The 22,102-nt window shown below is 66.0% G+C and carries 20 protein-coding genes; 9 read left to right on the top strand and 11 right to left on the bottom strand.

Annotated features, from left to right (window positions below; genetic code table 11):
- Positions 1 to 31 precede the first annotated feature (31 nt).
- The 3 genes from hydA to B141_RS0133580 all read left to right on the top strand — a co-directional run bounded on the left by hydA (position 32) and on the right by B141_RS0133580 (position 3,931).
- A complete protein-coding gene (hydA, locus tag B141_RS0133590) occupies positions 32 to 1,435 on the top strand; it encodes a dihydropyrimidinase (RefSeq protein ID WP_020579576.1) in 1,404 nt (467 codons plus the stop codon).
- A gap of 49 nt (positions 1,436 to 1,484) precedes the next feature.
- Positions 1,485 to 2,495, top strand: coding sequence for a TIGR03842 family LLM class F420-dependent oxidoreductase (locus B141_RS0133585; RefSeq protein ID WP_020579575.1), 1,011 nt, complete (start codon positions 1,485 to 1,487; stop codon positions 2,493 to 2,495).
- Between the two features lie 224 nt (positions 2,496 to 2,719).
- The gene (locus tag B141_RS0133580) at positions 2,720 to 3,931 is read left to right on the top strand and encodes an MFS transporter (protein WP_020579574.1); all 1,212 of its coding nucleotides are present in this window, start codon (positions 2,720 to 2,722) and stop codon (positions 3,929 to 3,931) included.
- Here B141_RS0133580 and B141_RS0133575 read toward each other — a convergent pair.
- Positions 3,904 to 4,518, bottom strand: a complete 615-nt coding sequence (locus B141_RS0133575) for an NADPH-dependent FMN reductase (protein ID WP_020579573.1) — start codon at positions 4,516 to 4,518, stop codon at positions 3,904 to 3,906. The genes B141_RS0133580 and B141_RS0133575 overlap by 28 nt on opposite strands.
- A 139-nt stretch (positions 4,519 to 4,657) precedes the next feature.
- Entirely contained in the window at positions 4,658 to 5,410 is a 753-nt protein-coding gene (locus B141_RS0133570; protein WP_020579572.1) for an SDR family oxidoreductase, read from the bottom strand.
- On the opposite strand from B141_RS0133570, the gene B141_RS0133565 reads away from it, so the two are divergent.
- Both B141_RS0133565 and B141_RS0133560 read left to right on the top strand, forming a co-directional pair.
- Complete coding sequence (locus B141_RS0133565) at positions 5,397 to 6,392, top strand: Gfo/Idh/MocA family protein (protein ID WP_020579571.1); 996 nt, start codon at positions 5,397 to 5,399, stop codon at positions 6,390 to 6,392. The two genes, B141_RS0133570 and B141_RS0133565, sit on opposite strands and share 14 nt — an antisense overlap.
- Before the next feature lie 17 nt (positions 6,393 to 6,409).
- Positions 6,410 to 6,979 (top strand): DJ-1/PfpI family protein, encoded by a 570-nt coding sequence (locus B141_RS0133560; RefSeq protein WP_020579570.1) that lies wholly within the window; start codon positions 6,410 to 6,412, stop codon positions 6,977 to 6,979.
- A gap of 636 nt (positions 6,980 to 7,615) precedes the next feature.
- Here the strand turns inward: B141_RS0133560 and B141_RS44185 are convergent.
- Positions 7,616 to 7,990, bottom strand: coding sequence for a DUF2267 domain-containing protein (locus B141_RS44185; protein WP_020579569.1), 375 nt, complete (start codon positions 7,988 to 7,990; stop codon positions 7,616 to 7,618).
- A 257-nt stretch (positions 7,991 to 8,247) separates the two neighbouring features.
- Here B141_RS44185 and B141_RS0133550 point away from each other — a divergent pair, with 257 nt between their 5' ends.
- Positions 8,248 to 10,341: an alpha-amylase family protein gene (locus tag B141_RS0133550; protein ID WP_020579568.1), complete on the top strand. Its 2,094-nt coding sequence runs from the start codon at positions 8,248 to 8,250 to the stop codon at positions 10,339 to 10,341.
- 71 nt (positions 10,342 to 10,412) lie between these two features.
- On the opposite strand, the gene B141_RS0133545 is transcribed toward B141_RS0133550, so the two are convergent.
- From B141_RS0133545 to B141_RS0133515, 7 genes are all read right to left on the bottom strand, one after another.
- On the bottom strand, positions 10,413 to 11,366 hold the full coding sequence (locus tag B141_RS0133545; protein WP_020579567.1) for a D-2-hydroxyacid dehydrogenase: 954 nt from the start codon (positions 11,364 to 11,366) through the stop codon (positions 10,413 to 10,415).
- A gap of 1 nt (position 11,367) precedes the next feature.
- Positions 11,368 to 12,276: an NAD(P)-dependent oxidoreductase gene (locus B141_RS0133540; RefSeq protein WP_020579566.1), complete on the bottom strand. Its 909-nt coding sequence runs from the start codon at positions 12,274 to 12,276 to the stop codon at positions 11,368 to 11,370.
- A 76-nt stretch (positions 12,277 to 12,352) separates the two neighbouring features.
- Positions 12,353 to 13,153 carry a hydroxypyruvate isomerase family protein gene (locus B141_RS0133535; RefSeq protein ID WP_020579565.1) on the bottom strand — a complete coding sequence of 267 codons (801 nt, stop codon included), beginning with the start codon at positions 13,151 to 13,153 and terminating at the stop codon, positions 12,353 to 12,355.
- A gap of 62 nt (positions 13,154 to 13,215) precedes the next feature.
- Positions 13,216 to 14,100 carry a carbohydrate ABC transporter permease gene (locus tag B141_RS0133530; RefSeq protein WP_026257812.1) on the bottom strand — a complete coding sequence of 295 codons (885 nt, stop codon included), beginning with the start codon at positions 14,098 to 14,100 and terminating at the stop codon, positions 13,216 to 13,218.
- Positions 14,087 to 14,986 (bottom strand): carbohydrate ABC transporter permease, encoded by a 900-nt coding sequence (locus tag B141_RS0133525; RefSeq protein WP_084678684.1) that lies wholly within the window; start codon positions 14,984 to 14,986, stop codon positions 14,087 to 14,089. The genes B141_RS0133530 and B141_RS0133525 overlap by 14 nt, the downstream gene beginning before the upstream one ends.
- A gap of 6 nt (positions 14,987 to 14,992) precedes the next feature.
- Positions 14,993 to 16,324: an ABC transporter substrate-binding protein gene (locus B141_RS0133520; RefSeq protein ID WP_020579562.1), complete on the bottom strand. Its 1,332-nt coding sequence runs from the start codon at positions 16,322 to 16,324 to the stop codon at positions 14,993 to 14,995.
- A 51-nt stretch (positions 16,325 to 16,375) separates the two neighbouring features.
- Positions 16,376 to 18,526, bottom strand: a complete 2,151-nt coding sequence (locus tag B141_RS0133515) for an alpha-amylase family protein (RefSeq protein ID WP_020579561.1) — start codon at positions 18,524 to 18,526, stop codon at positions 16,376 to 16,378.
- A 265-nt stretch (positions 18,527 to 18,791) separates the two neighbouring features.
- Here B141_RS0133515 and B141_RS0133510 point away from each other — a divergent pair, with 265 nt between their 5' ends.
- From B141_RS0133510 to B141_RS0133500, 3 genes are read left to right on the top strand one after another with little or no spacing between them, the layout of a single operon-like run.
- On the top strand, positions 18,792 to 19,547 hold the full coding sequence (locus B141_RS0133510; protein WP_020579560.1) for a FadR/GntR family transcriptional regulator: 756 nt from the start codon (positions 18,792 to 18,794) through the stop codon (positions 19,545 to 19,547).
- A gap of 36 nt (positions 19,548 to 19,583) precedes the next feature.
- A complete protein-coding gene (locus B141_RS51025; protein ID WP_202806009.1) occupies positions 19,584 to 19,748 on the top strand; it encodes a hypothetical protein in 165 nt (54 codons plus the stop codon).
- 32 nt (positions 19,749 to 19,780) lie between these two features.
- Entirely contained in the window at positions 19,781 to 20,431 is a 651-nt protein-coding gene (locus B141_RS0133500) for a hypothetical protein (protein WP_020579558.1), read from the top strand.
- A gap of 258 nt (positions 20,432 to 20,689) precedes the next feature.
- Here B141_RS0133500 and B141_RS50460 read toward each other — a convergent pair.
- Positions 20,690 to 22,102 (bottom strand): HNH endonuclease (locus B141_RS50460; protein ID WP_237742870.1); only part of this gene is annotated, 1,413 nt, incomplete at its 5' end.

The raw sequence follows: 22,102 nt of genomic DNA, 5'->3' as shown, positions 1-22,102 counted from the left end.
AGGGCGAGCCACCACCCGTGAGGAGCGCTTCATGAGCATCGTGATCCGTAACGGAACCCTCGTCAGCACCACCGGCGCCAGCCCGGCCGACATCCTCGTCGTCGGCGAGCGGGTCGCGGCGGTCGCCTCGCCCGAGTCGGGACTTGCCGACGCCTGGGAGTCGAGCGCCGACCGGGCCATCGACGCGAGGGGTCGCTACGTCCTGCCGGGCGGGATCGACGCCCACACCCACCTCGAGATGCCCTTTGGTGGCACCTTCTCCTCCGACACCTTCGAGACTGGCACGACCGCGGCCGCGTGGGGTGGTACGACAACAATCATCGACTTCGCCGTCCAGCCCAAAGGCGGCTCGCTGCTCACCACGCTCGAGCGCTGGCAGGAGAAGGCCGCTGGCAAGGCGGTCATCGACTACGGCTTCCACATGATCGTGTCAGACGTCAACGACGCGACCCTGAAGGAGATGGACGGCTGTATCGACGCCGGGGTCAAGAGCTTCAAGATGTTCATGGCCTATCCCGGTGTCTTCTACGCGACCGACGGCGAGATCCTGCGAGCGATGCACCGGGCCAGGGAAACCGGCGCGACGATCATGATGCACGCCGAGAACGGCATCGCCATCGACCAGTTGGTCGCCCAGGCGCTCGCCGCGGGCCACACCGATCCCGTCCATCACGGGCTCACCCGGCCCGCCGCGCTCGAGGGCGAGGCGACCCACCGCGCGATCACCCTGGCGTCGGTGACCGGCGCGCCCCTCTACATCGTCCACCTGTCGGCGGCCGAAGCACTTGCCGAGGTGACGGCCGCCCGCGACAGGGGGCAGAACGTCTTCGCCGAGACCTGCCCGCAGTACCTCTTCCTCTCCCTCGACGATCTCGGCCGGCCCGGCTTCGAGGGCGCGAAGTACGTCGCCTCCCCGCCCTTGCGCCCGAAGGAGCACCAGGCGGAGCTGTGGCGGGGCCTGCGTACCAACGATCTTTCGATGGTGTCAACCGACCATTGCCCGTTCTGCTTCAAGGAGCAGAAGGAACTCGGCCGTGGTGACTTCTCGAAGATCCCGAACGGCATTCCCGGCATCGAGCACCGGATGGACCTCCTCCACCAGGGTGTGGTCCGCGGCGAGATCTCCCTGCCGCGTTGGGTGGAGATCAGCTCCACGACGCCGGCACGGATGTTCGGGCTCTATCCACGCAAGGGCACAGTCGCTCCGGGATCCGATGCCGACATCGTGGTCTACGACCCGACCGCGCGGCAGACCATCTCGGCGAAGACCCACCACATGAACGTCGACTATTCGGCGTACGAAGGCATGGAGATCACCGGCCGGGTCGAGACGGTGCTCTCCCGCGGGCAGGTGGTGGTTGACGCCGGGGAGTTTCACGGCCGGGCCGGCCACGGGAGTTTCCTCGCCCGCGAATTCTGCCAGTATCTCGTTTAGGTGCTGCGACATCTCGTCTGGTGTCCTGCGACAGATCCGGGGGAACTCGATGGAGTTCGGAGTGGTGTTACAGACCGATCCACCCGCGCGCCAGGTCGTCGAACGCATGCGGCTCGCCGAGGGGCACGGTTTCACGTACGGCTGGACCTTCGACTCCCATGTCCTGTGGCAGGAACCCTTCGTCATCTACTCGCAGATGCTCGCCGCCACCTCGTCCATGACAGTCGGGCCGATGGTCACCAATCCCGCCACCCGGGACTGGTCCGTCATCGCCTCGATGTTCGCGACCCTCAACGACATGTTCGGCAACCGCACGGTCTGCGGGCTGGGCCGCGGCGACTCGGCGCGCCGGGTGATCGGCCAGCCGCCGGCCACCCTCGAGTCAGTTCGTGCGTCCATGCAGGTCATCAGGGAACTCGCGGAGGGACGCGAGGTGGTCCACCACGGCGTTCCCGTCCGGATTCCGTGGGTACGGGACGGGCGGCTTCCCATCTGGCTCGCGGCGTACGGACCGAAGGCTCTCCGGCTCGTCGGTGAGGCGGCCGACGGCTTCATCCTCCAGACGGCCGACCCCGACATCGCCCGGTGGACAATCGGCAGCGTGCGTCAAGCCGCCCTTGACGCCGGCCGCGACCCGGCCGAGATCACGATCTGTGTGGCTGCGCCGGCATACGTCGGGACGAACCCAGCCCACCAGCGCGACCAGCTGCGGTGGTTCGGTGGGATGGTTGGCAACCACGTCGCCGATCTGGTCGCGCGCTACGGCACGAACGGCCCGATTCCCCATGCCCTGACCGACTACATCGCCGGCCGGAAGGGGTACGACTACTCCCACCACGGCAAGGCGGACAACTCGTCCACCGACTTCGTTCCCGACGCGATCATCGAGCGGTTCTGCCTCCTGGGTCCGGAGAGCGCGCATATCGAACGCCTCGAGGAGCTCGCGGACATCGGCGTCGACCAGTTCGCGTTGTATCTCATGCATGACCAGCCCGACGAGACCCTCGCGGCATACGGCCGGAGCGTCATCCCCAAGATGTCGCAGGGGCCGGCCGCCTGAGCCTGGGGCCGATGACCCGTGGATGGGTCGACAGCACCCGGCTTGAAACTGGGTTGTCGCCGCCTCGGGGCCCCGCTAAGTTGTCCGACCATGAACTCCTAGGGCAAGTCCCAAGCTGACCGCTTACGCGGGTGAACTGTGTCCTCTACCTTGCCGTGGAGTTTGTTTCTATGCCTTCGACTGGCCTTGCTGGACGCAATCGTGACGCAGGTCGGGGCCGCGCGATGACCAGCAACAGGCTCGTGAACCTCTTCCTCTGCTGGATCGGCGCTCGCGCGGTGCTGCACAACGGATGGTGGCTCGTCGTAAGCCTGTACATGGTCGTCGATGCGGGGTTGTCTCCCGCGCAGCTCCTGATGATCGCGTCGGCTCAGGGCGTCGCATCGGTGATCTTCGAACTGCCTGCCGGGGTGGTGGCGGATGCCGTCAGTCGTAAGTGGGCGATCGTGGTCGCGCACGCGCTCATGGGTACGGCAATGATCACGACGGGATTGTTCCCAGGGTTCATCGCCTTGATGTTGTCACAGATGCTCTGGGGCGTTTCCTGGACGTTCTCCAGTGGTGCGGATGTCGCCTGGATCACCGATGAACTCAACCAGCCAAAGACGATCCACCGGGTGCTCACCCGCCAGGCGCGCTGGCAACTCATCGGCGCGGCCGTGGGCATGATTGCCTTGGGGAGTTTGGCCTCGGTTATCGGACGCCCGGTGGCGATCGTCGCGGCAGGGATCGCGATGCTCCTCCTTGGCGTGGTGGTCGCGGTGACATTCCCGGAACGCAACTTCGTACCGATCCGTACCCGTCGCTGGCGCGCTGCGATGGCGATCGCCCGCCGGGGCGCAGGGCTGGCGATGCGGGACCGCACCATCCTCGTTCTCGTGATCGTGACTGTTCTCGTCAACGGCGCCGCCGACTCCTTCGGGCGAATCTATCCCGTGCAGCTGGCCAACCTCGGATTCCCGTCAGACAGCTCAGGAACGGCGTGGTTCACCGCTCTTGGCATCGCTGGCCTGATCACTGGAGCGCTCTCGCTCTACGCCGTGGAACGCCGTATCCACACCGAGCACGGAGCTCGCGGCGCGATGCTCCTCGCGTGCTCGGCAGGCGTGGTCGGTCTCGGGATCCTAGGACTCGCACCCAACCTCACCTTCGCCATCACGGCCGTTCTCATTGCCTCCGGGATCGCCATGCCGCTCGTCCGCACCGTGACGACGATCTGGGTGAACCGTCGCACCACAAGCGATGTGAGGGCTACCATGCACTCGTTTCTCGCACAGGCGGAGTACGTCGGCGAGATCTTCTGTGCCGCGGTCCTCGCGGCAATCTCCGGACTCACCGGCGCCGCCGGTGCTGTCGGCCTGGCAGCGGTACTCTTCGGTGTCAGCATCATGGTCATTGCGAGACGCCGTTATGCCGGCGCCGGGGCGGCGAACTGACGGGACTCCGCGTAGTCACACGTCCCCTCGTGCCGGAACTGCCTCGCGGCTCGCACCACCTCACCGCCCAGTCCACGTAGGGAATCGGCGATCGTCTCGTCGATCAGCCGGCCCTCGGGATCGAAGGACTTCCAGGACTTCCCCACGGGGAGGACCAGTGGCACGGCCCAGCCACGCAGAGCACGCACGATGAAGTCCATCGTGTTCACCGACTGAAGGCCCTGGACGCCACCCGCCGTTGACACCAGTCCGATCGGCTTGTTGGAAAGGTAGGGGGGTTCGCGGTCGGCCAGCAGGATCAACCAGTCCAGGGCGTTCTTGAGCGCTCCGCTGACTGAGCCGTGATACGTCGGCGTGCTCCAAACCATGGCGTCCGCCTGGTAGGCCGTCTCGGCGAACCAGCGCGCCTTCTCAGGGACGCTGTGCTCCGGGCTGTACAACGGCAGGTCGAGTTCGCGGAGGGCGATCAGCCGCGATTCCGCGCCCGCGGCCTGGACGCCTTCGAGCGTCACACCCAACGCCGTCAGGCTGGTCGATCCGGTCCGCAAAGATCCACCGAGGCCGACGACGCGCAGGGAGTTCGTCATGATGCCTCCCGGTAGCTGTCTCAAGGCAATCTCACCTTGACGATGCCACGCGGGACACCACTCAGGGACCCATCCTTGCGGGAATGAGCGGGTGAGCGCGCTCCAGGACGACCCGAGCGCGCGCCGTCGAGCCCGTTGATCAGGCCGCGAACCCTCCGTCGACGTTGATCGCAGCTCCCGTGATGTAATCCGCGTCGGCGCTGGCCAGGTGCGCTACAGCGGCGGCGATCTCAGCCCCTTCCGCATAACGGCCCAGTGCCGTGAAGCCGGCGATCGCCGCGGCATTGGGGCCGTCCGCAGGGTTGGCGTCGGTGTTGGTCGGCCCGGGGTGCACCAGATTGACCGTAATTCCACGCGGCCCGAGTTCGCGGGCAAGACCCTTGGTCATCCCGATGAGGGCCGTTTTGCTCATCGAGTACAACGCAAGGCCCGGAAAGACCGCGCGTTCGGCCACATTGCTCCCGATGCTGATGATGCGACCGCCCTGACCCAGGTGACGCGCCGCCGCCTGGGAGGCCACGAACGGTGCTCGAATGTTGACCGCCAAGGTGCGATCGATCTCTGCTGTCCCGAGGTCCTCGAGTGCGCCGACGAGGAAGACGGCAGCATTGTTGACCAGAACGTCAATTCGGCCGAATGTCCCAGCCGTCTCCTCCACAGCGGCGGTGAGTGCTTCGGGGACCGCACAGTCCGCCTGGATGGCCAGCGCCCGGCGTCCAAGAGCCTTGATGTGTTCGACGATGCCGGCGGCGCGCTCCGCGCTGTTCTCGTACGTCAGCGCGACGTCCGCGCCTTCTTCAGCCAGCCGCAGCGCCACGGCGGCGCCGATGCCCCGGCTTCCGCCGGTTACCAAGGCAATGTTTCCCTCGAGTCGATTCATGACGTCGATCATTGCCCGCACCGCCGTTGGACGCTGGCGGGAATCAGACCCCGCGTTTGGTCGGGTGATGCGCCCGCCAGAGCAGGTGCGTGAGCGTGCCTACAGTGAGGTTGTGAGCGTCGCCATCGGACTTGTCGGCGCGGGGCAGCGGGCCTCGGGGGTCCATGCCCCTTCGCTCGCGGCGGCTCCGGGGGTGCGATTCGCTGGCATTTGGGCCCGTTCGTCAGCGGCCGCGCAGAGCCTGGCCGGCCGATTTGGTGTGCCGGCGTACGAACGTTATGCCGACCTGCTCGACCACTGCGACGGCGTGTCCTTCGCCGTCCCCCCTCTGGTGCAAGTTGACCTTGCCTCAGCGGCCGCGATGCGACGCAAGGCGGTCTTGCTCGAGAAACCCATCGCGGGCGACCTCACGGGGGCCGAGGAACTCTCGAACGCGGTGCTCTCGTCGGGCGTCATCTCGCAGGTGGCGCTGACCTGGCGCTACACCTCCGCCGTCCGGCGGTTCCTGACCGTCAGCGTTCCACGGACCAGGCCGCAGGGCGGCAACGGGCGGATCATCACGGACACGTTCACGGCCGGGCCGCCGGCCGCCGGCTGGCGACTGGAACGCGGCGTCCTGCTCGACCAGGGGCCGGACCTCGTCGACCTCCTCGATGCCGCCCTCGGCCACATCGTTGGCGTCCGCGCCCACGGTGATCCGCTTGGCTGGGTGGGGCTCCTCCTCGAGCACGAGGGTGGTCGCTTCAGCGAGGCGTCGATCTGCGCCACCGCGAAAGATGGGACGAACCGTGCCGAGGTCGAGGTCTTCGGACCAGGAGGCGCCGCCGCCGTGGACTGCGCCGCGGCAGTCGGACCCGACACGTTCGCGACAATGGTCGCGGAGTTCTCGGCGGCGATCGAGCATGGAACGCCGCACCACCTGGATGCGCGCCGCGGCCTACGCCTGCAGCAGATTCTCGACAACGCGGAGACGGATCTCTTCCAGAGTGCCTGAGCCACGGGAGGTGGAACATGCCGAAGGTGCTGATAGTCACTGGCGACGGCGCCGAAGCGCTCGAAGTGATGTACGCCTATCAGAGACTTCTCGAAGATGGCTACGAGGTTGACATCGCCGCACCCGCGGTAAAGAAGCTGGCGTTCGTCGTCCACGACTTCGACCCGGACTTCGACACCTATACCGAGAAGCCCGGGTATGTGTGGCCAGCCGATGTCGCCTTCGCCGACGTCAATCCTGACAATTACGTGGCGTTGGTCATCCCCGGTGGCCGGGCTCCGGAGTACCTCCGGAACGACCCCGATTGCCAGCGCCTCGTACGACACTTCTACCTGAACGACGCTCCCGTCGCGCAACTGTGCCACGGCCCGCTGATCCCTGCTGCCGCTGGACTTCTGGAGGGCCGGCGTACGGCCGCCTATCCCGAAATCGCACCAGACATCCGACTCGCCGGCGGAGAGTTCGTTGACGATGGCGCCGTCGTGGACGGGAACGTCGTGTCGGCCCGGGCCTGGAACGACAACCCCACCTGGATGCACGAGTTCATGCACATCCTGCACGCCAAAGCCCCACAGCCGGTGCACTGAGCGAAAGCGGCAGGCTTATCCAAGAACTCGGACGTCGGCGTCGTCTCACACCCTGGTCAACCTGCTCGTCTCACGCGGTGAAACGTGGATTGGTGCGAGGCAGTGGAGCTTGGCGGAGTACACGAAATGCTCCACTGCTTCTGCGCCGAGCGAGTTCGCACACTGGCCGCCCCGTGATGGCCACGCCATTTCAGATTTGTGAAGATCTCGGGGTGCTGTGACCTCCTGAAGTTTTCACGGTCTTGCTGAGGTGCTGCGGGTGTGAGGCCGTATCGAATGGTGTACACCCGGTTGTATCGGATAGTGAGAAACCGGCTTTTGTCTCACATTGTGTACACCTGTTGGTGGACCTCACGCGGCAAGTCCCCACCTCGCTAGGTAAATTTGCCTTGTCTGGTGGGGATATGCCCTGCCTCGTACCGGAGAAGGTGTACGCAATGTGAGACAACGCCCGCCTTGGTCTCATATCGCGGGCAGACCTGAAGGTGTCGCGCACGAAACCTTGAGCAGGTGCCCAGTTCCCGCGCAGAAGTGGGCGTCTACGCGGGCACGGGTCCCGTGCCTGGACGCCACATCGGCACCAGCTCTACGTCGACTCCTGCCACTCAGGTCCAGCGCACTATCGATAGTCGAGGGTCACCGCTCCGGGAGGATGATCACGAAGTCGCTGCTCAGCTGGGACACCATGGCGGCGAACTCGTCGGCGTCCAGTGCCTGTGACAGGGCGATGAACACCGCGCGTGCGTGTCGGGCGGCGGTGGCGAGATCCACTTCCTCACGCTCGGCGATCCGGCCGACGAAGTCATGAACGTCCAACTCTTCGGCGGGGCTGCTCGTGAAGAGCCAGGGGCCCAACTCCGGTGAGAGTTCCTCCACGAGGTCGCGAGCCTCTCCCACCGGAAGCCGATCGGCGAGTGTTTCGAGGGTCGCCCGAGTCGACCGCTCAGCGGCTTCCGCGTCACGACCGCCATCCGCGGCCACCACCAGGGAAAGGAACCGCTCGTAGTCCATCGCTGGCTCTTCGCTGTGTGCTACCGGTGTCGCCCCGAACTCTACGCGTACGAACTACTGGCGGCGGAGCTTCGACGAAAGCCGGCCGAATTTTGTCGACCCGATAGAAGTCCGATTGTGGGCAGGCGATCGCCCGAAAGCAGGCAATTAGATAGCCTTGGCAAATACGTTTTCGTCGGCCAGAAACCAGCCTACTGAAAACGCCGTGGACCTTTGAGCAGAGACTCGCAGTCGCACGAGAAAGGCAACTGCCCACGATGACAGAGGCGACCAAGTGGTGGGGAAAACCCTATCGGACGTTCCAGACCAACCTTCGCGAGATCGACGCGAGCCTTGATGTGGAGAAGGTTCTCGACCATATCCAGGACATCGGAGCCAACACCTGGTTACTCAACACCGCTGGCATCGTGTCGTTCTTTCCGTCCGAACTCCCGTTCCAGCATCCGAGCCCCTGGCTTGCCGAGCGACCAAGTGGCGACCTGATCGGCGACGCGGTAACGGCGGCACACGAGCGCGGCGTGCGCGTAATCTCGCGGGTGGATTTCTCCAAGGTCCACCGCGATGTCGCCGAGGCCCATCCCGACTGGTGTTTCGTCGGCACGTCGGGTGAGCACCAGATCTACAACGGGCTCTACAGCACCTGCCCGAGTGGACCTTATTACCAGGAACGTTCACAGGAGATTCTTGCCGAGGTCCTCGACCGCTATCCGGTCGACGGATTCTTCTTCAACTGGTTCGGCTTCAATGAGCGTGACTACTCCGGGCGCTATCACGGTATCTGCCAGTGCACACATTGCCGGCGCCGTTTCCAGGAGACCTACGGCGTGCCACTCCCCCGCACCGCCGACTGGGAGGACCCCGCCTACATCCAGTGGCGCGGCTATACCCGGATGGTGCTCGACGACCTCGCCCGCCGGATTCGTGAATTCCTGCGCGGCCGGCGTCCAGACGTTGCGTTGATTCTCAGCGCCGACCCTGACGTGGTCTTCTACGAGGCAAACAACGCGATCGAACGCCCGCAGCCCCTCTGGGTGCAGGGCGTCGGGGAGTTCGTTCGAGAATCCCGCACCGCCCGTCCCGACAAACCGGTCTGGGTCAACACCGTCATGTTCCTCGACCTGCCCTACCGCTTCACCGTCGAGCAGGCGGGCTATCTCGGGCTGCACCTGTCCCAGACCCTCGCGCATGGCGGCAACCCGTCGGCGTACATGATCGGCACCCCCGAGCTGTTCCGTCAACGAAGCTTTGACATCGTGACCGATGTCTTCACCTTCCATCGCGAGCACCAGCGCTTCTACGAAGGGCTGCGGTCGGCGGCACGGATCGCGCTGGTGTCGTCGACCCGCAGCGAGGAGGTGTACGGCGGCGCGGCGGGACTCACCGCGGTACGGAACGAGCGGCGCGGGATCCACCGGGCACTCGTCGAAGGCCACCTGCCGTTCGACATCATCCCCGACGCGAAGCTCTGCGACCTGGCGGAGTCGGGCCGGCTCGGCGACTACGACGCGCTGATCCTTCCCAACGTCGCGATCCTCGACGATCGGCAACTCGACGTTCTGGACGCCTATGTCGACAACGGCGGCGGACTGCTCGCGACCTTCGACACCGGGGGCTTCGATTCGGACGGGCGCCCCCGCACCGATCTCGGGTTGCGGAGTCTGGGCGCGACCCGGATCCTGGCGCGGCGCGAGGGCGACCACGCGATGCGTTCGGCCTATCTGCGCGCGGACGAGGTTCCGTTCGCGCCCGGAAACACGCTGCTGGACAACGCTTCGGTGCTCACCGACAGCCCCGTGATCATGCTGGATCCGGCGTTCCTCCACGTCGAAGCCACGCCCGACGCCGAGACCAGCCTTCCGCTGGTGCCCCCATCGAGATACGGCCCACCCGAGAAGTGCTACTGGGACATCGAAACCGAGCATCCGGGTCTGCTCCTTCGTCGATTCGGAAAGGGCCGCACCGCCTACATTCCCTGGCCGGTGGGTTCGCTCTACTACGACCTGAGCCTGCCCGACCACCGGTGGCTCCTCACGAACGCCCTGCACGCGGTGCTTCCCAGCGGACCCCAACTCACCACGAACGCTCCGCCTCAGGTCGAGATCGTGGTCGGTCGCCAGGACGACAGCGAACGCACGCTCCTGCATCTGATCAACTATTCCGGGCACCAGGGCCGGGCATTCCACGCACCGCTCGAGATCCGCGATGTCAAGGTCTCCTTGCCCGGAGTTCGCTGGAGGAAGGCCCGCTCGCTCCGCCTCGGCGAGGAGTTGCCCACGGCATCAGGAAGCGACGGCGCCATCGAGTTCACCCTTCCCCGGCTCGGTTTGTTCGATCTTGTCGTTCTGGAGTGACAGCCGTTCTGGATCGTCCAAACAAGGAAGGGCCCGCCGCCGAGATACCGGCGGCGGGCCCTTTCCGTCGGTCAGTAGCCGGCGTGTTTGTCCACGACGTTCGTCAACGACTCACCCGCGTCGAAACGCCGGAGGTTCTCGACGAAGATCTCGATCCCCCGCCGGCGCGTGCCCTCGGTGGTCGCACCGTTGTGCGGCGTGATGATCGTGTTGGGAGCGGTCCAGAACGCGCTGTCGGGCGGAAGGGGCTCGGTGCCGTGCGCGTCGAGTCCCGCGCCGGCGATCCACCCCTCCTGAAGGGCGCGCAGCAGCGCGCCGTCATCAGCGATCCCGCCGCGCGAGATGCAGACGAAGTACGCCGACGGCTTCATCGCCCTGAACTCCGCTTCGCCGAGCATGCCCACGGTCTCGGAAGTGCGCGGTGCGGTGACGACCACGAAGTCGGAGGCGGCGAGGAAGTCGTGCAGGCGTTCGCGCGGGAACAGTTCGTCGACGTCCGGCACCGGGATGTCTGGACGACGCCGGATTCCGAGAACACCCATGTGAAAGGCCCGCGCCTTCGTGGCGAGATCGCTGCCAGAGTGGCCGAGGCCGATGATCCCGCAGGTGAGGCCGGCGAGTTCGCCGTGGGTGAAGCGTTCCCACGCGTGGTTGTCCTGCGACCGCACCCAGCGGAGGGCGTTCCGGTTGAGCATCAGCATGAGAAGCATCGCCTGCTCGGCCAACGGAATCCCGCCGTTGCCCTTCGCGGACGTGAGGACCACCGGGCTCGCGAGCATCTCGGGATACAGGTCGTTGTCGGGCCCGGCCGCCCAACTGTGCACCCACCGCAGCCGCGGGGCCTTCGCGAGCGCCGCCGGGCCGACCCGGCCGGCCACGCCGTCGGCGTCAGCGACCCGCGCCGCTATCTCCTCCTCGCCCGCGACGAACTCGATCGTCGAACGCGACGCCGCGCTCAGGATACGGGCGCGTTCCTCCTCCGAGAACGTTCCCGACACCAGGATCCGCGCCAGCTCCGGACTCATCTCACTCCCCTTCCTGCGCGGACTTCTCGTCCGCGCCGTTGAGTTCCGCCACCAGCTTGGCCAAAGCGGTGTGGTCGAGCTTCCCGTCGCCACGCGCCTTCAGGGCGGCCATGAGTTGGGCGACCACGGCGGTGACCGGCAGGCTGAGGCCGTTGTCCTGGGCGGCGCGTTGGACGATCCGCAGGTCCTTGTCGTGTAACTCGACCCGGAAGCCGGGGGTGTAGTCGGCGGCCAGCATCGACGCACCCCGGCGTTCCATCACCGTGCTCCCGGCGAGACCCTGCCCCAGCGCCTCAAAGACCCTCCCGACGTCCGCCCCGTGACGTCGCAGGAAGGTCAGCGCCTCGCCGAGCAGGGCGAGGTTGCCCGCCACGATCAGTTGGTTCGCCGCCTTGGCCACCTGACCCGAACCCGCCGGCCCGACATGCACCACGACCCGGCTCAACACATCCAAGGCAGGGCGTACGGACGTGAGCACCGACGCGTCCCCGCCGACCATCACCGACAGGGTGCCTTCCTTCGCCGCGATCTCGCCGCCGCTCACGGGCGCGTCCAGCATCGCGATGCCCCGCTCGGCCGCGGCCTGATGGAGCTCACGGGCAACCCCTGGGTCGATCGTGCTCATGTCGACCCAGGCCGCACCGGCCGAGCCTGCCAACCCTGCGAGGATCCCCTCCTTGCCCAGCGCCACGGAGCGAACGTCGGGGCTGTCCGGGAGCATCGTGATCGTGAGGTCCGCACCGCTGACGGCGTCGAGAACGCTGTCAGCCGGGCGGCCACCAAAGTCACGGACGGCTTCTCTGGTCGTGGCCGTACGGCTGTAGCAGCGCACCCGGTGGCCGGCCTTCACCAGCAACGCCGCCATGGGCGCACCCATCGTGCCCACGCCGATGAACGCGATCTCTGACATGTGGCCTCCCGCCTGTTCGAGACGCTGTGCCGACCTTCAGTCCGCGTCGTTGCGGGTCAGGTCACTGAGAGCCTGTTCAGGAACAGGCTTTGAGCCATTCGAAGGAATCCTCCGTCCGGCCCTGCGGTTTGTATTCACAGCCGACATAGCCCGCGTAGCCGCCTTCCGCGAGCACACGGAGGATGCCGGGGATGTCGAGCCGTCCGGTGCCGGGTTGGCCTCGGCCGGGGTGATCGGCCACCTGGACGTGCCCGATCCTCGGGAGCGCCGCTTCCAGGGCCGCGAACAGCTCAACGCCGTTGCCAGCCAGGTGGTAGGTGTCGAAGAGGAGCGCGAGGTTCGTCAACCCGTGCTTGGCGCGAACCCGGTCGATCACCGCCAACGCCTCCTCCGGTGTCGTCAGCGGATAGCCGGGATTCTCAGCGGCGGTGAGGGGTTCGAGGAGGACGACCCCACCGATGTCCGCCAGCGCCCGCGCGGCGAACGCGAGGTTCTCCACGGCGACTTCGGACTGGCGTTCCGGGCCGGAATCACGCAGCCTTCCGTACAACGCATTGAAGGCCCGGCAGCCGGTCTGGAGCGCACAGGTGCGCAGGGCGTCGACGCTGCGCCGGAACTTCTCCTGATGATCGGGCCAGCAGAGGACACCGCGATCGCCGGCCGCCATGTCACCGGCGTAGAAGTTCAGGGCGGTCAGCTCCACATCTGCCGCGCGCAGTGCGTCGACGAACGCCGTGATGTCACCAGTCGAAGGATCCGGGCCGTCGAACGGCCACCACGCCTCGACGTAGGAGAAGCCCGCCCGGCGGGCCGCCGCCGGGCGTTCCATCAACGGCAACTCCGGAAAGAGCAAGGAGATGTTGGCACTGAACCTCATATACGTCCCGTCGGGTGAGTCCGGTCAGCTACGGTCAGCGGTCTACGGTCACATGGCTACGGTCACTTGAGTCCGGTGGTGGAGATACCGCGGATCAGGTATTTCTGCGCCACTACGAAGAAGATGAAGATCGGCACGAGCGAGAGTAACGACATCGCGAAGAGATATCCGATGCCGCTCTGGGTCTCACTGTCCAGAAGTGAGTTGAGCGCGACCGGGACCGTGAATGCCGGTGTCGCGGTCAGATAGATCAACGGACTGAAGAAGTCGTTCCAGGTCCAGATGAAGGTGAAGATCGCGCACGTCGCGAGCGCTGGTGTCATCAGCGGGAGGATGATGTACCAGAACGTCGCGAACGGACCGGCGCCGTCCACCCAGGCTGCCCGGTCCAGCTCGCGGGGAATCGTGCGGAGGAACTGCACCATCAAGAAGATGAAGAACGCGTCCGTCGCGAGGAACTTCGGCGCCACCAGCGGATAGAACGTGTTCACGAGTCCCAGCTGGGAAAAGATGATGTACTGCGGGACGATGAGCACGTGGAACGGCAGCATGATGGTCACCAGCATGATGCCGAAATAGACCTTACGCCCGCGGAAGTTCAGCCGGGCAAACGCATAGGCCGCCAGTGCACACGACACCACGTTGCCCACGATCGACCCGATGGTGACGATGAAGGAGTTCACGAAGAACACCGAGAACGGCCGGGGCAACGCGTTCCACCCGATCCGGAAGTTGTCCAGGGTGAAGTCGCGGATGATGAGGCCCGGATCCGCGAGGATCTGCGTGCTCGGCTTGAGCGAACTCGTCACCATCCAGATCAGCGGATAAAGAAGGACAAGGGCGAAGGCGAGCAGCAGCACATGGCGCAACACCTGTCGACCCGCGATCTGGCGGCGCCGTCGGACACGAACGCCCGCCACGCTCACCGTTGTCTCATTCGTCGCCATAATAGACCCAATATTTCGCGACCAGGAAGTTGATCGCCGTGATGACGGCGATCGCGAGTAGGAGCACCCACGCCAGGGCGGAGGCGTAGCCCATGTTGAAGCTCCGGAAACCTTGTTGGTACAGATAGAGCGTGTAGAAGAGCGTCGAGTCGACCGGTCCGCCACGCCCCCCACTGATGATGTGCGCCTGCGAGAATGCCTGGAACGATCCGATGATCTGCAACACCAGGTTGAAGAACACGATCGGCGTGAGCAACGGCACCGTGATGTGCCGGAATCTCCGCCAGGTGCCCGCACCATCCACCTGGGCCGCCTCGTAATACGCCTGAGGGATCTGCCTCAGCCCGGCGAGGAAGATGATCATCGGTGAGCCGAACGTCCAGACGTTCAGGATGATGAGCGTGCTCAACGCGGTCGCGGGATTCTGCAACCAACTGGTGGCCTCGATGCCGAAGAATCCCAAAGCGGCGTTGACGATCCCGCGATCCCCGAAGACGGTACGCCACAGGATCGCGACCGCCACACTCGATCCGAGCAGTGACGGCAGATAGTACGCCGACCGGTAGAGCGCGAGCCCACGGACGCCCTTGTCCAGCACCAGTGCGAGCAGGAGCGCGAACGCCAGCTGGATCGGCACCGAGATCAGGACGTACCGAAAGGTGACACTTACCGCGTTCCAGAACCTCGGGTCCGCACCCATCCGGACGAAGTTGTCCAGGCCGATCCACCGCGGATCCGACATGAGGTTGTAGTCGGTGAAGGACAGGTAGAGCGACGCCAGCAGCGGGGCGAGGGTGATGAGGAACATTCCCAGGAGCCAGGGAGTCAGGAAGACATGCGCCGCCCTTCCCTGGCGCCCGAAGGATGGTCCCGTCCGTCGAGTCATGCGTCGTCACTTCCGGGCCGCGTCGATCGCCGCCTGGATGTCCTTGGTCATCCGCGCGGCCGCGTCCGCGATGGACGTCTTCTTCAGCGACACCGCCTCGACCGTGCGGTCCATGTCGGTCCGCCAGGTGCTGGCGCCGGCGGGCGCTTCATACCGCGGCTTGCGGCCCTTGGTGTCCCGCTCCCGGTCCACCGCGTCGATGACCTTCTTGCCGTTGGCGTCCGCTTGTTCGTAGGTCCTCTTACGTTGCTGGGGATTGGTCGGCGCACCCATCGTCGTACCGATCAGGCCCGGCATCACCTCGTCGTTGACGAGGAAATTCACCAGCGACGCGGCCGCCTCCGGGTTGGCGCTCTGCTTGTAGATGGCCATCCGCGGCGTGTAAACGTAGCGGTGCGAACCGTCGGCACCCGCTGATGCCTTCGGGGTGAGATGGAGTTGGAACTCGTACTTCGGGAATACCGGCGCGTCCGGGGTCAGGTGGTTGGAGTTGCCCAGGGACATCATGACGCGGTTGCCCACAATGCCCCAATCCATGCTGACGCCTTCCTGCTCGGCCAGGGTGAGGGCGGCGCCGGATTCGCGCAGGTCCTCCCACCAGGCGAACCACTCGCCGCACGCCTCGGCATCCCAACCGACGTTGCCGTCCTGGGTCCACAACTCCTGACCGTGCGAACGCAGCCAGGATTCGAAACCGAGGTCGGCGTTGGCGTTGTAGGCGATCGCTCGCCGGCCCTTCGGCGCGTCCTTCTGGCAGTCCTTGAGGAACTCCGAAAGGTCACTCCAGGTCCAGTTCTCGTCGTCCGGCACCTTGGCCCCCTGCTCCTCGAGGAAGGTGGCATTCGACCGAAGCGCGGGCGTGAACGACGCGAACGGCATCGTGTTGAGCTTGCCGTCGATCTTGAATTCCTCGATGTCCTGCTTGGGGAAATCGGAGAGATCCAGTTCCTTGAGGCCGTCCAGGTCGTGGTACATCCCGTTCGCGTAGAACGACACCACGCTGGTCGCGGCGATCCAGAAGACGTCCGGCGCATTACGACCGGCCATCTGCGTGGCGATCCGGTCCTGGAACGCGTCGAAGTCCGCGAATTCCGGGTCGACCTTGATATCGGGGAACTTCTTCCTGAACTCCGCCAGAGCCTTGTTGTACGCCTGTTGGCGATCACTGCCGCCCCACCAGCCGTACCTGATGTTCGCGCCGCCGCCACCACCGCCGCCGCCGTTGCTGCTGCCGCTGTCCCTACTGACTGGTGAACACGCACCGAGTCCAAGGGCGGTGAGCCCCAGGGCGGCCAGGGCGTTCGTGCGCAGGAAGTCGCGCCGGCTTGGTCCGTTCATCTTTCTTCGGCCTTCCTTTTGAATGCCACGGCCTCTCGAATGGGCACTGCCTTACGAATGGGCACTGCCGGTGGCTGCCAGGTCGATCGCCACGATCTCGATATCCAGCACGCTCTCGACGGCGAGTTCGATCACGCCGGCCTCGACGGTGTACGCCACGTCCTCACCTCGCCGCAGCAGGTGGACGCGCCGCGGGTGGGTACCTGCGGGAATGCGAATGCGGAGTCGCTGGCGTGGTGAGGGAATCAGCTCCCGGTAGGGGCCCTTCATCATCATCGGATTGGTGAGGTTGACCAGGTGCACCGTCATCGAGTCCCGCTGGCGCCAGGCGGTGACCTCGATAACGCCCTGGCCGTCGACCTCGACCTGGGCGGGTTCGTCCGTCGCCCAGGTCACCGCGTTGGTGAGGATGACCCGCAGGTCGTTCACCTGGTTGTCGGAGAAGGTCCGGTCAAGATCACCTGGAAAGTAGACGTACCGCCCCTCGCCGTACTCTCCGGCGAACACCTGTGGTGGTCCGACCTCGCGATCCCGGCGATAGACCTCCTCCATGGGAAGGTCGGGATAGCTGTCGATCAGGGTGAGTGGCGAGACGCCACGGCCGGTCGACGAGGTCGCCTCCACCGGCGTGAGGTGGACGCTGTTGATGATCCGCGTTGTGCCTTCGAGACCGGCCAGCAAGGGGTGCCGGGCGCCGGACTCGTCGTCCCGGAGTTCCAGATAGGAATTGTGGAGCGGACCCCGAAGCTCCCCTGTCCGGCGTACGCCGAAAAGGTCGCCCAGACCGAAGTCGTCGCGCGGGTCGCCGTTCTCGTCGAAAAGCGACGTCTGCTGCGTGGCCACCACGCGGCCACCCGCACGGACGAACTCCCGGATCGCCGCACACTGTGCGTCGGAGAGGCAGGCGACGTTGGGGAGGATGAGCGTACGGAAGGCCCGGAGTGCGGCGGGATCGAGCCGCCGGTCATGGACCATCTCGAACGGAATCCTGGCTTCGACGAGCGCGTGGTAGAAGCCGTCGAGCGGCTGCTGCACCATCTCCCGTGCCCGGTCGCCGTAGTGCCCGGCGGTCTGCTGCGAGTAGACGATGCCAACCCGGGCGAGGGGTGCCTCGTTACGAAGGTACGGCTCGATGTCGGCGAGCCACTGGTAGAGGTCGGCCACGACGTCCAGCCACCGCCGGTCGGGCAGCGTGCCGCCGAACTTCGTGAACCACGGGCGGAGGCCGTTGGCGAGACCGGAGGCCACCCAGATCCGGATCTCTGCCTCGCTCTGGACGGAGTCCTTCCAGCGCTGCGGTTCCTCGATGCCAACACTGAAGATCCCGCCGACCGGTTTGGTGCCCATCGCCGCGCGGTACGCCTTGGCGTACTGGCCGTTCATCCAGACCGGTGTGGTCCCGCTGCGCGCCTGACGGTCGGCGAACAACGTTTCGGCGAGGTCTGCCAACCGGCTCATGTCGAGGTCGCTCAGCGCCCCTCCGCCGGAGTTGGGGATGAACCGCGCGGCCGGGTTCAGCTCCCGGATTCCGGTGTCCCACATCCGCGCGATCTCGAACAACCGGTCCTCGCGCCAGCGCCGATAGGCCCGAACGGCGGGATCCGTCGGATCGTTGCCGACCGGAAGCTCCAGACCGGCGGCGGCGGCGAAGTTCTTCCGGCACCACTCGCAGAAACAGCGTCCAGAGCCCGCCCACCGGTTGCTGAAGATGCCGTCGACGTCGTACGTCGAGATGATCTCGGCGTTCACCTCCGGCATGAACGCCGTGGCGTACTCCCCCAGCGCACAGGTCACCCACACGCCCGGCATCGCCCAGTGCGGCCTGGGTCTCCCCTCGGCGTCCACGGCGATCCACTCCGGATGCGCCTGGTAGACGTCGTCGTGGACCGCATGCGGATCGGTACGGGCGAGCACGACCATGCCGAGTTCCCGGCAGCCCGCGACCAGGTCGCCGAACGGGTCCTGGTCGCCGAGGTCGACGCTGCGCCGGTGGAACGGCACGGTCGTCGGATAGAACGCCAGGTAACCGCCCGCGCTGAGGCAGGCGGCGTCAGCCCGGATCCGCCGGAAGTAGTCCAGCCAGACCGTCACGTCGTAGCCGCTGTCGGCGCTGGTGTCGCCGTCCACCAGCGTCAGCTGCGCCCAGCGCATCGCGCGGTCGTACCACGGTGCCTCGGCCGCACGAACTTTTGACGGTGCCATCACTGGACCCACCCTCCCGGCCGCCATTTGGTGCGACCACTGGTCACATAATTGGTCCGACCACCCATCCGGTTCGGAACACTAGGAGTGCCTCGTCAGGACCGTCAAGGGATCTTCGTGACCGTCGTTGGCCAACTCTGTCCGCTGCCTGTTCGTCCTGCGTACAGGCGGTCTGCCGGCTGGGATCGGACTTCGCTGACCGCGGATCGGTAGGCTTCGTGGAGCAACCAGGGCTCGTGTCGATGGGAAGTGAGTGTTAGATCAGGTGGTCCAACCAAAGAATGTTTTCAGAGCCGTCGAGCGGTCGAAGGTCTATGCCTCGGTGGTGGACCAGATCCTGCAGAACATCCAGTCCGGCCGCTTCCCTCCGGGCAGCTCCCTCCCATCCGAGCGGGTGCTCGCCGACCAGCTCGCGGTGAGCCGGGGTTCGCTGCGGGAGGCGATCCGGGTGCTGGAGCACGCCGGGGTCCTCGACGTCCGGGTCGGTAGCGGTACGTACGTCACGGAGGGCGGGCGTTCACAGACCGCGATGCTGCGGGCGCAGGCGGCCGTCATCGGCGAGCACAGCCCGCTCGACCTGATCGTGGCGCGCGCCGCCATCGAGCCCGTCTGCGCCGAGCAGGCCGCGACCGCGCACCACCCCACCGACCTGGCGCACATGGAGGCCACCCTCCACGAGCAAGCGGAGCTGACCCACCAGGGCAAGGACCCGAGCGCCGCGGACCTGGCCTTTCACCTTGCCGTCGCGACCGCCTCCCACAACGGCGTACTCCTCGCGATCGAACAGAACCTCATCGAGCTGATGCATGAGCAAACCTGGAGCGAGCTGAAGCATCGTTCACGGAGTCGTGTGCACGCGGCGGAGCAGTACCTTGAGCACCACGAGCTGGTCCTCGGAGCTATCCGGCGGCGTGACGCGCGGCGGGCCCATCAGCTGATGGCGATGCACATGGCCGCTATCGAGGTGGGGATCGTCGCCGAGCTCGAGCGTTCGGACGGGCCGAACGGGCAGGGTAGTTGAGGGTTGCGCGGCAGAGTCGTTGAGAAAGGGGGCGCTGTGCATGAGGCGGAATGCGTGGTCGAGGCGTGCATCGTCAACCACAACACGTCCGAGTTCGCCGAGCTGGCCCTTCGCACGCTGATCGCCACGCATCACGAACGTGTCGCCGCGGGCGACTTCGCGTCACCGTCATCGACAACCACTCCACCGATGAAGGGCTGAACGACCTGGTCACCGCGGCGCGGAACCTGCGGGTGACTTTCGGGCAGTCTCGATGGCCGGCCGCCGACACCTCGGTCAACAGTCACGGCGACGTACTCCGCGAGTTCGTTGCTGATCATCCCGCGGCGACCCACCTGTGGTTCGTGGATGCCGACATCTTCTTCACCACGCCGGACTGTCTTGGCGTGATGCTCGCTGAGCTGGACGACGACCCGTCCGCCTGGGCGGTGCAGGCGCGTTTCGAGTGGGTGGAGCAGAACGTCGGAACCGGCGCCAGTAAGGACATCTGGGCGGGCCGCAAGCAGCAGCTCTGGGCGACCGTCGGTGGGGCGCCCGAACGACCCTTCTACGGCCAGCACAAACCCCGTTGCCATCCTGGCTGTGCACTGGTCGCCAACACGCCGGTGTTCCACCGCGTCGCCGACATCATTGGCCTTTCCGCCGGCATGATCATCGGCATGGACGAGACCAGCGCCGGCTTCGCGGACACCTTCGGGCTGGCGTCCCTCGCCATGGCGACGCACAACCAGCGCTACCTGCTCTCGGCGGTGACCGTGGGCCACTACCACGGCGTCAGCTACTTCGACCCGGCCAATCCCCTTGACATGAAGCGTGCGGAATGCCGGCGGCGTCTGGCTGCCATACGTGCCGGGGAAACCTTCACACCGGGTCCCTTCGGTTAGGCGGGTCCCTTCGGTTAGGCGGGCCCCTTCGGTTAGGGCGGCCCCTTGCTTGGTACTCCCCGTGCAGGTTGCGGCCGGTATCCGGTGGAGACCAAGGAGCGGAGGCTTTCCCGTGCTCTCACACGGAAAAGTCTCCACTGCCTAACGGAACCCTGCTTGCCGCTCCGCACATGCACGCCGGCAAGCTCGAGAACCCTTCTCCTCAAGGGTTCTCGAGCCTGCCGGCTTGTTTGCTTGTCCCCATCTTCCCGGGTCCGACTAGAACGGTGGCGGATCCGGATCGTCGGGTTCCACAGGATCGGTGAGGCGTGGTGGAGCGACCTGGTACTCCCGCCCGTGCGGGTCGGTGTATTGGAAATGGCCCGGACTGGTCTGCTCGACCTTCCAGTTACCTTCGGTTTTGACCCGGTGGTGGCGGCGGCATAGTGGTGCCACGTTCTCTACCGAGGTTTCGCCGCCTTGCGCGTAGGGTTTGGTGTGGTCGAGGTCGCAGCTGATGGCTGGGCGTCGGCACAGCATCCAGGTGCAGCGTTGGTTCAGCGACTGCACAAACTCCGCCGCCAGGCCTCGTAGGAAGCGTTGTGCCATCGGGTGCAAGCTCAACAACCGTCCCGTGACCGGGTGGGTGACGCCGATGGCGAGCATCGCGTCCGGATTGTCCAAATGGTTGGCGAGCAGCCGTCTGGCTGTTTCGGTGAGCACGGGTCCGAACCCGCCCAGCTCCGCGGGTCGCTCCGCCAGCTCGAACAGGGTCGTGATGGGCACGTTCAGTTGGAGTTTCGCCTTGATCGCTGTCTTCCAGGACCGGAACGCCGCGGGGATCCCTTGCTCGGGGATCGGTTCCCCATCAGCGTCCTCACCCCGACCGCCCCTGGGCGCGCCGCCTCCCGTGGCCGCGTCTCCTTCACCAGTAGCAGTGTTCTCACGAGACCCACTGTCGCCGCTGGTCTGCGGTCTGCGCCGGTCGAGGGGGTGGGTGTAGGTGGCGGGTTTGCAGTCCTCACACGGGCAGCCCTCGAGGTGGTGGTCGTGGTCGCACCCGGTGTGTCGGCACCCATCCGACCCGGCGGAGTCCTCCTGCGCACCCTCGGTTTCGGAAGAGCTGTCAGCGTTGTCCTGCTCGTCGAGGAGGTCGTCAAAGGATTCTTGACAGGCGCTGGAAGCCTCGCAGTTCTCCCCGTCGCTCTTCTCGCAGTCGCAGTCCTCGCCGGCGCCATCGGCGTCGGCGCTGGCCCCTTCGGTGTCGCCCGCTTCGCGGCTGCCGGGCTCTTCGCTGGTTTCAGGAGCGCTGTCGCAGATGATCACGTCGGCTTCGCCAGACAGCACGGAGATAGCGATGTCGGCGCGTAATTGGGGGAGGGTGCGTTCGTCTCCGCCGGATTTCATGGTGCGGGCGATGGCGTCCAGGTATCCCCAGATCTGGGCGGCCACGTCGTGGGCGATCCCACGGATCCGCAGGTCGGAGACGCCATCCAGGGATGGGTAGACGTCCACGCCGCGGTCGTCGCGGGCCCTCTTGTGACGCTCTTTCGCCGCCTCCGGATGTCGGGTAGCCCGGGGGAATCTCACCCCCAGGCCCCCGCAGATCCCGGCGTGACAGTCTCCCGTCACCGGGCTCTTGTCATCCTGGTCACCAAAAGGCGTGGGTCCATGCCCAGTGGGCGAAAGCTC

Source organism: Actinopolymorpha alba DSM 45243, assembly GCF_000373925.1.
GTDB classification, from domain to species: domain Bacteria; phylum Actinomycetota; class Actinomycetes; order Propionibacteriales; family Actinopolymorphaceae; genus Actinopolymorpha; species Actinopolymorpha alba.
This window is presented reverse-complemented; position numbering and strand designations above follow the sequence as displayed.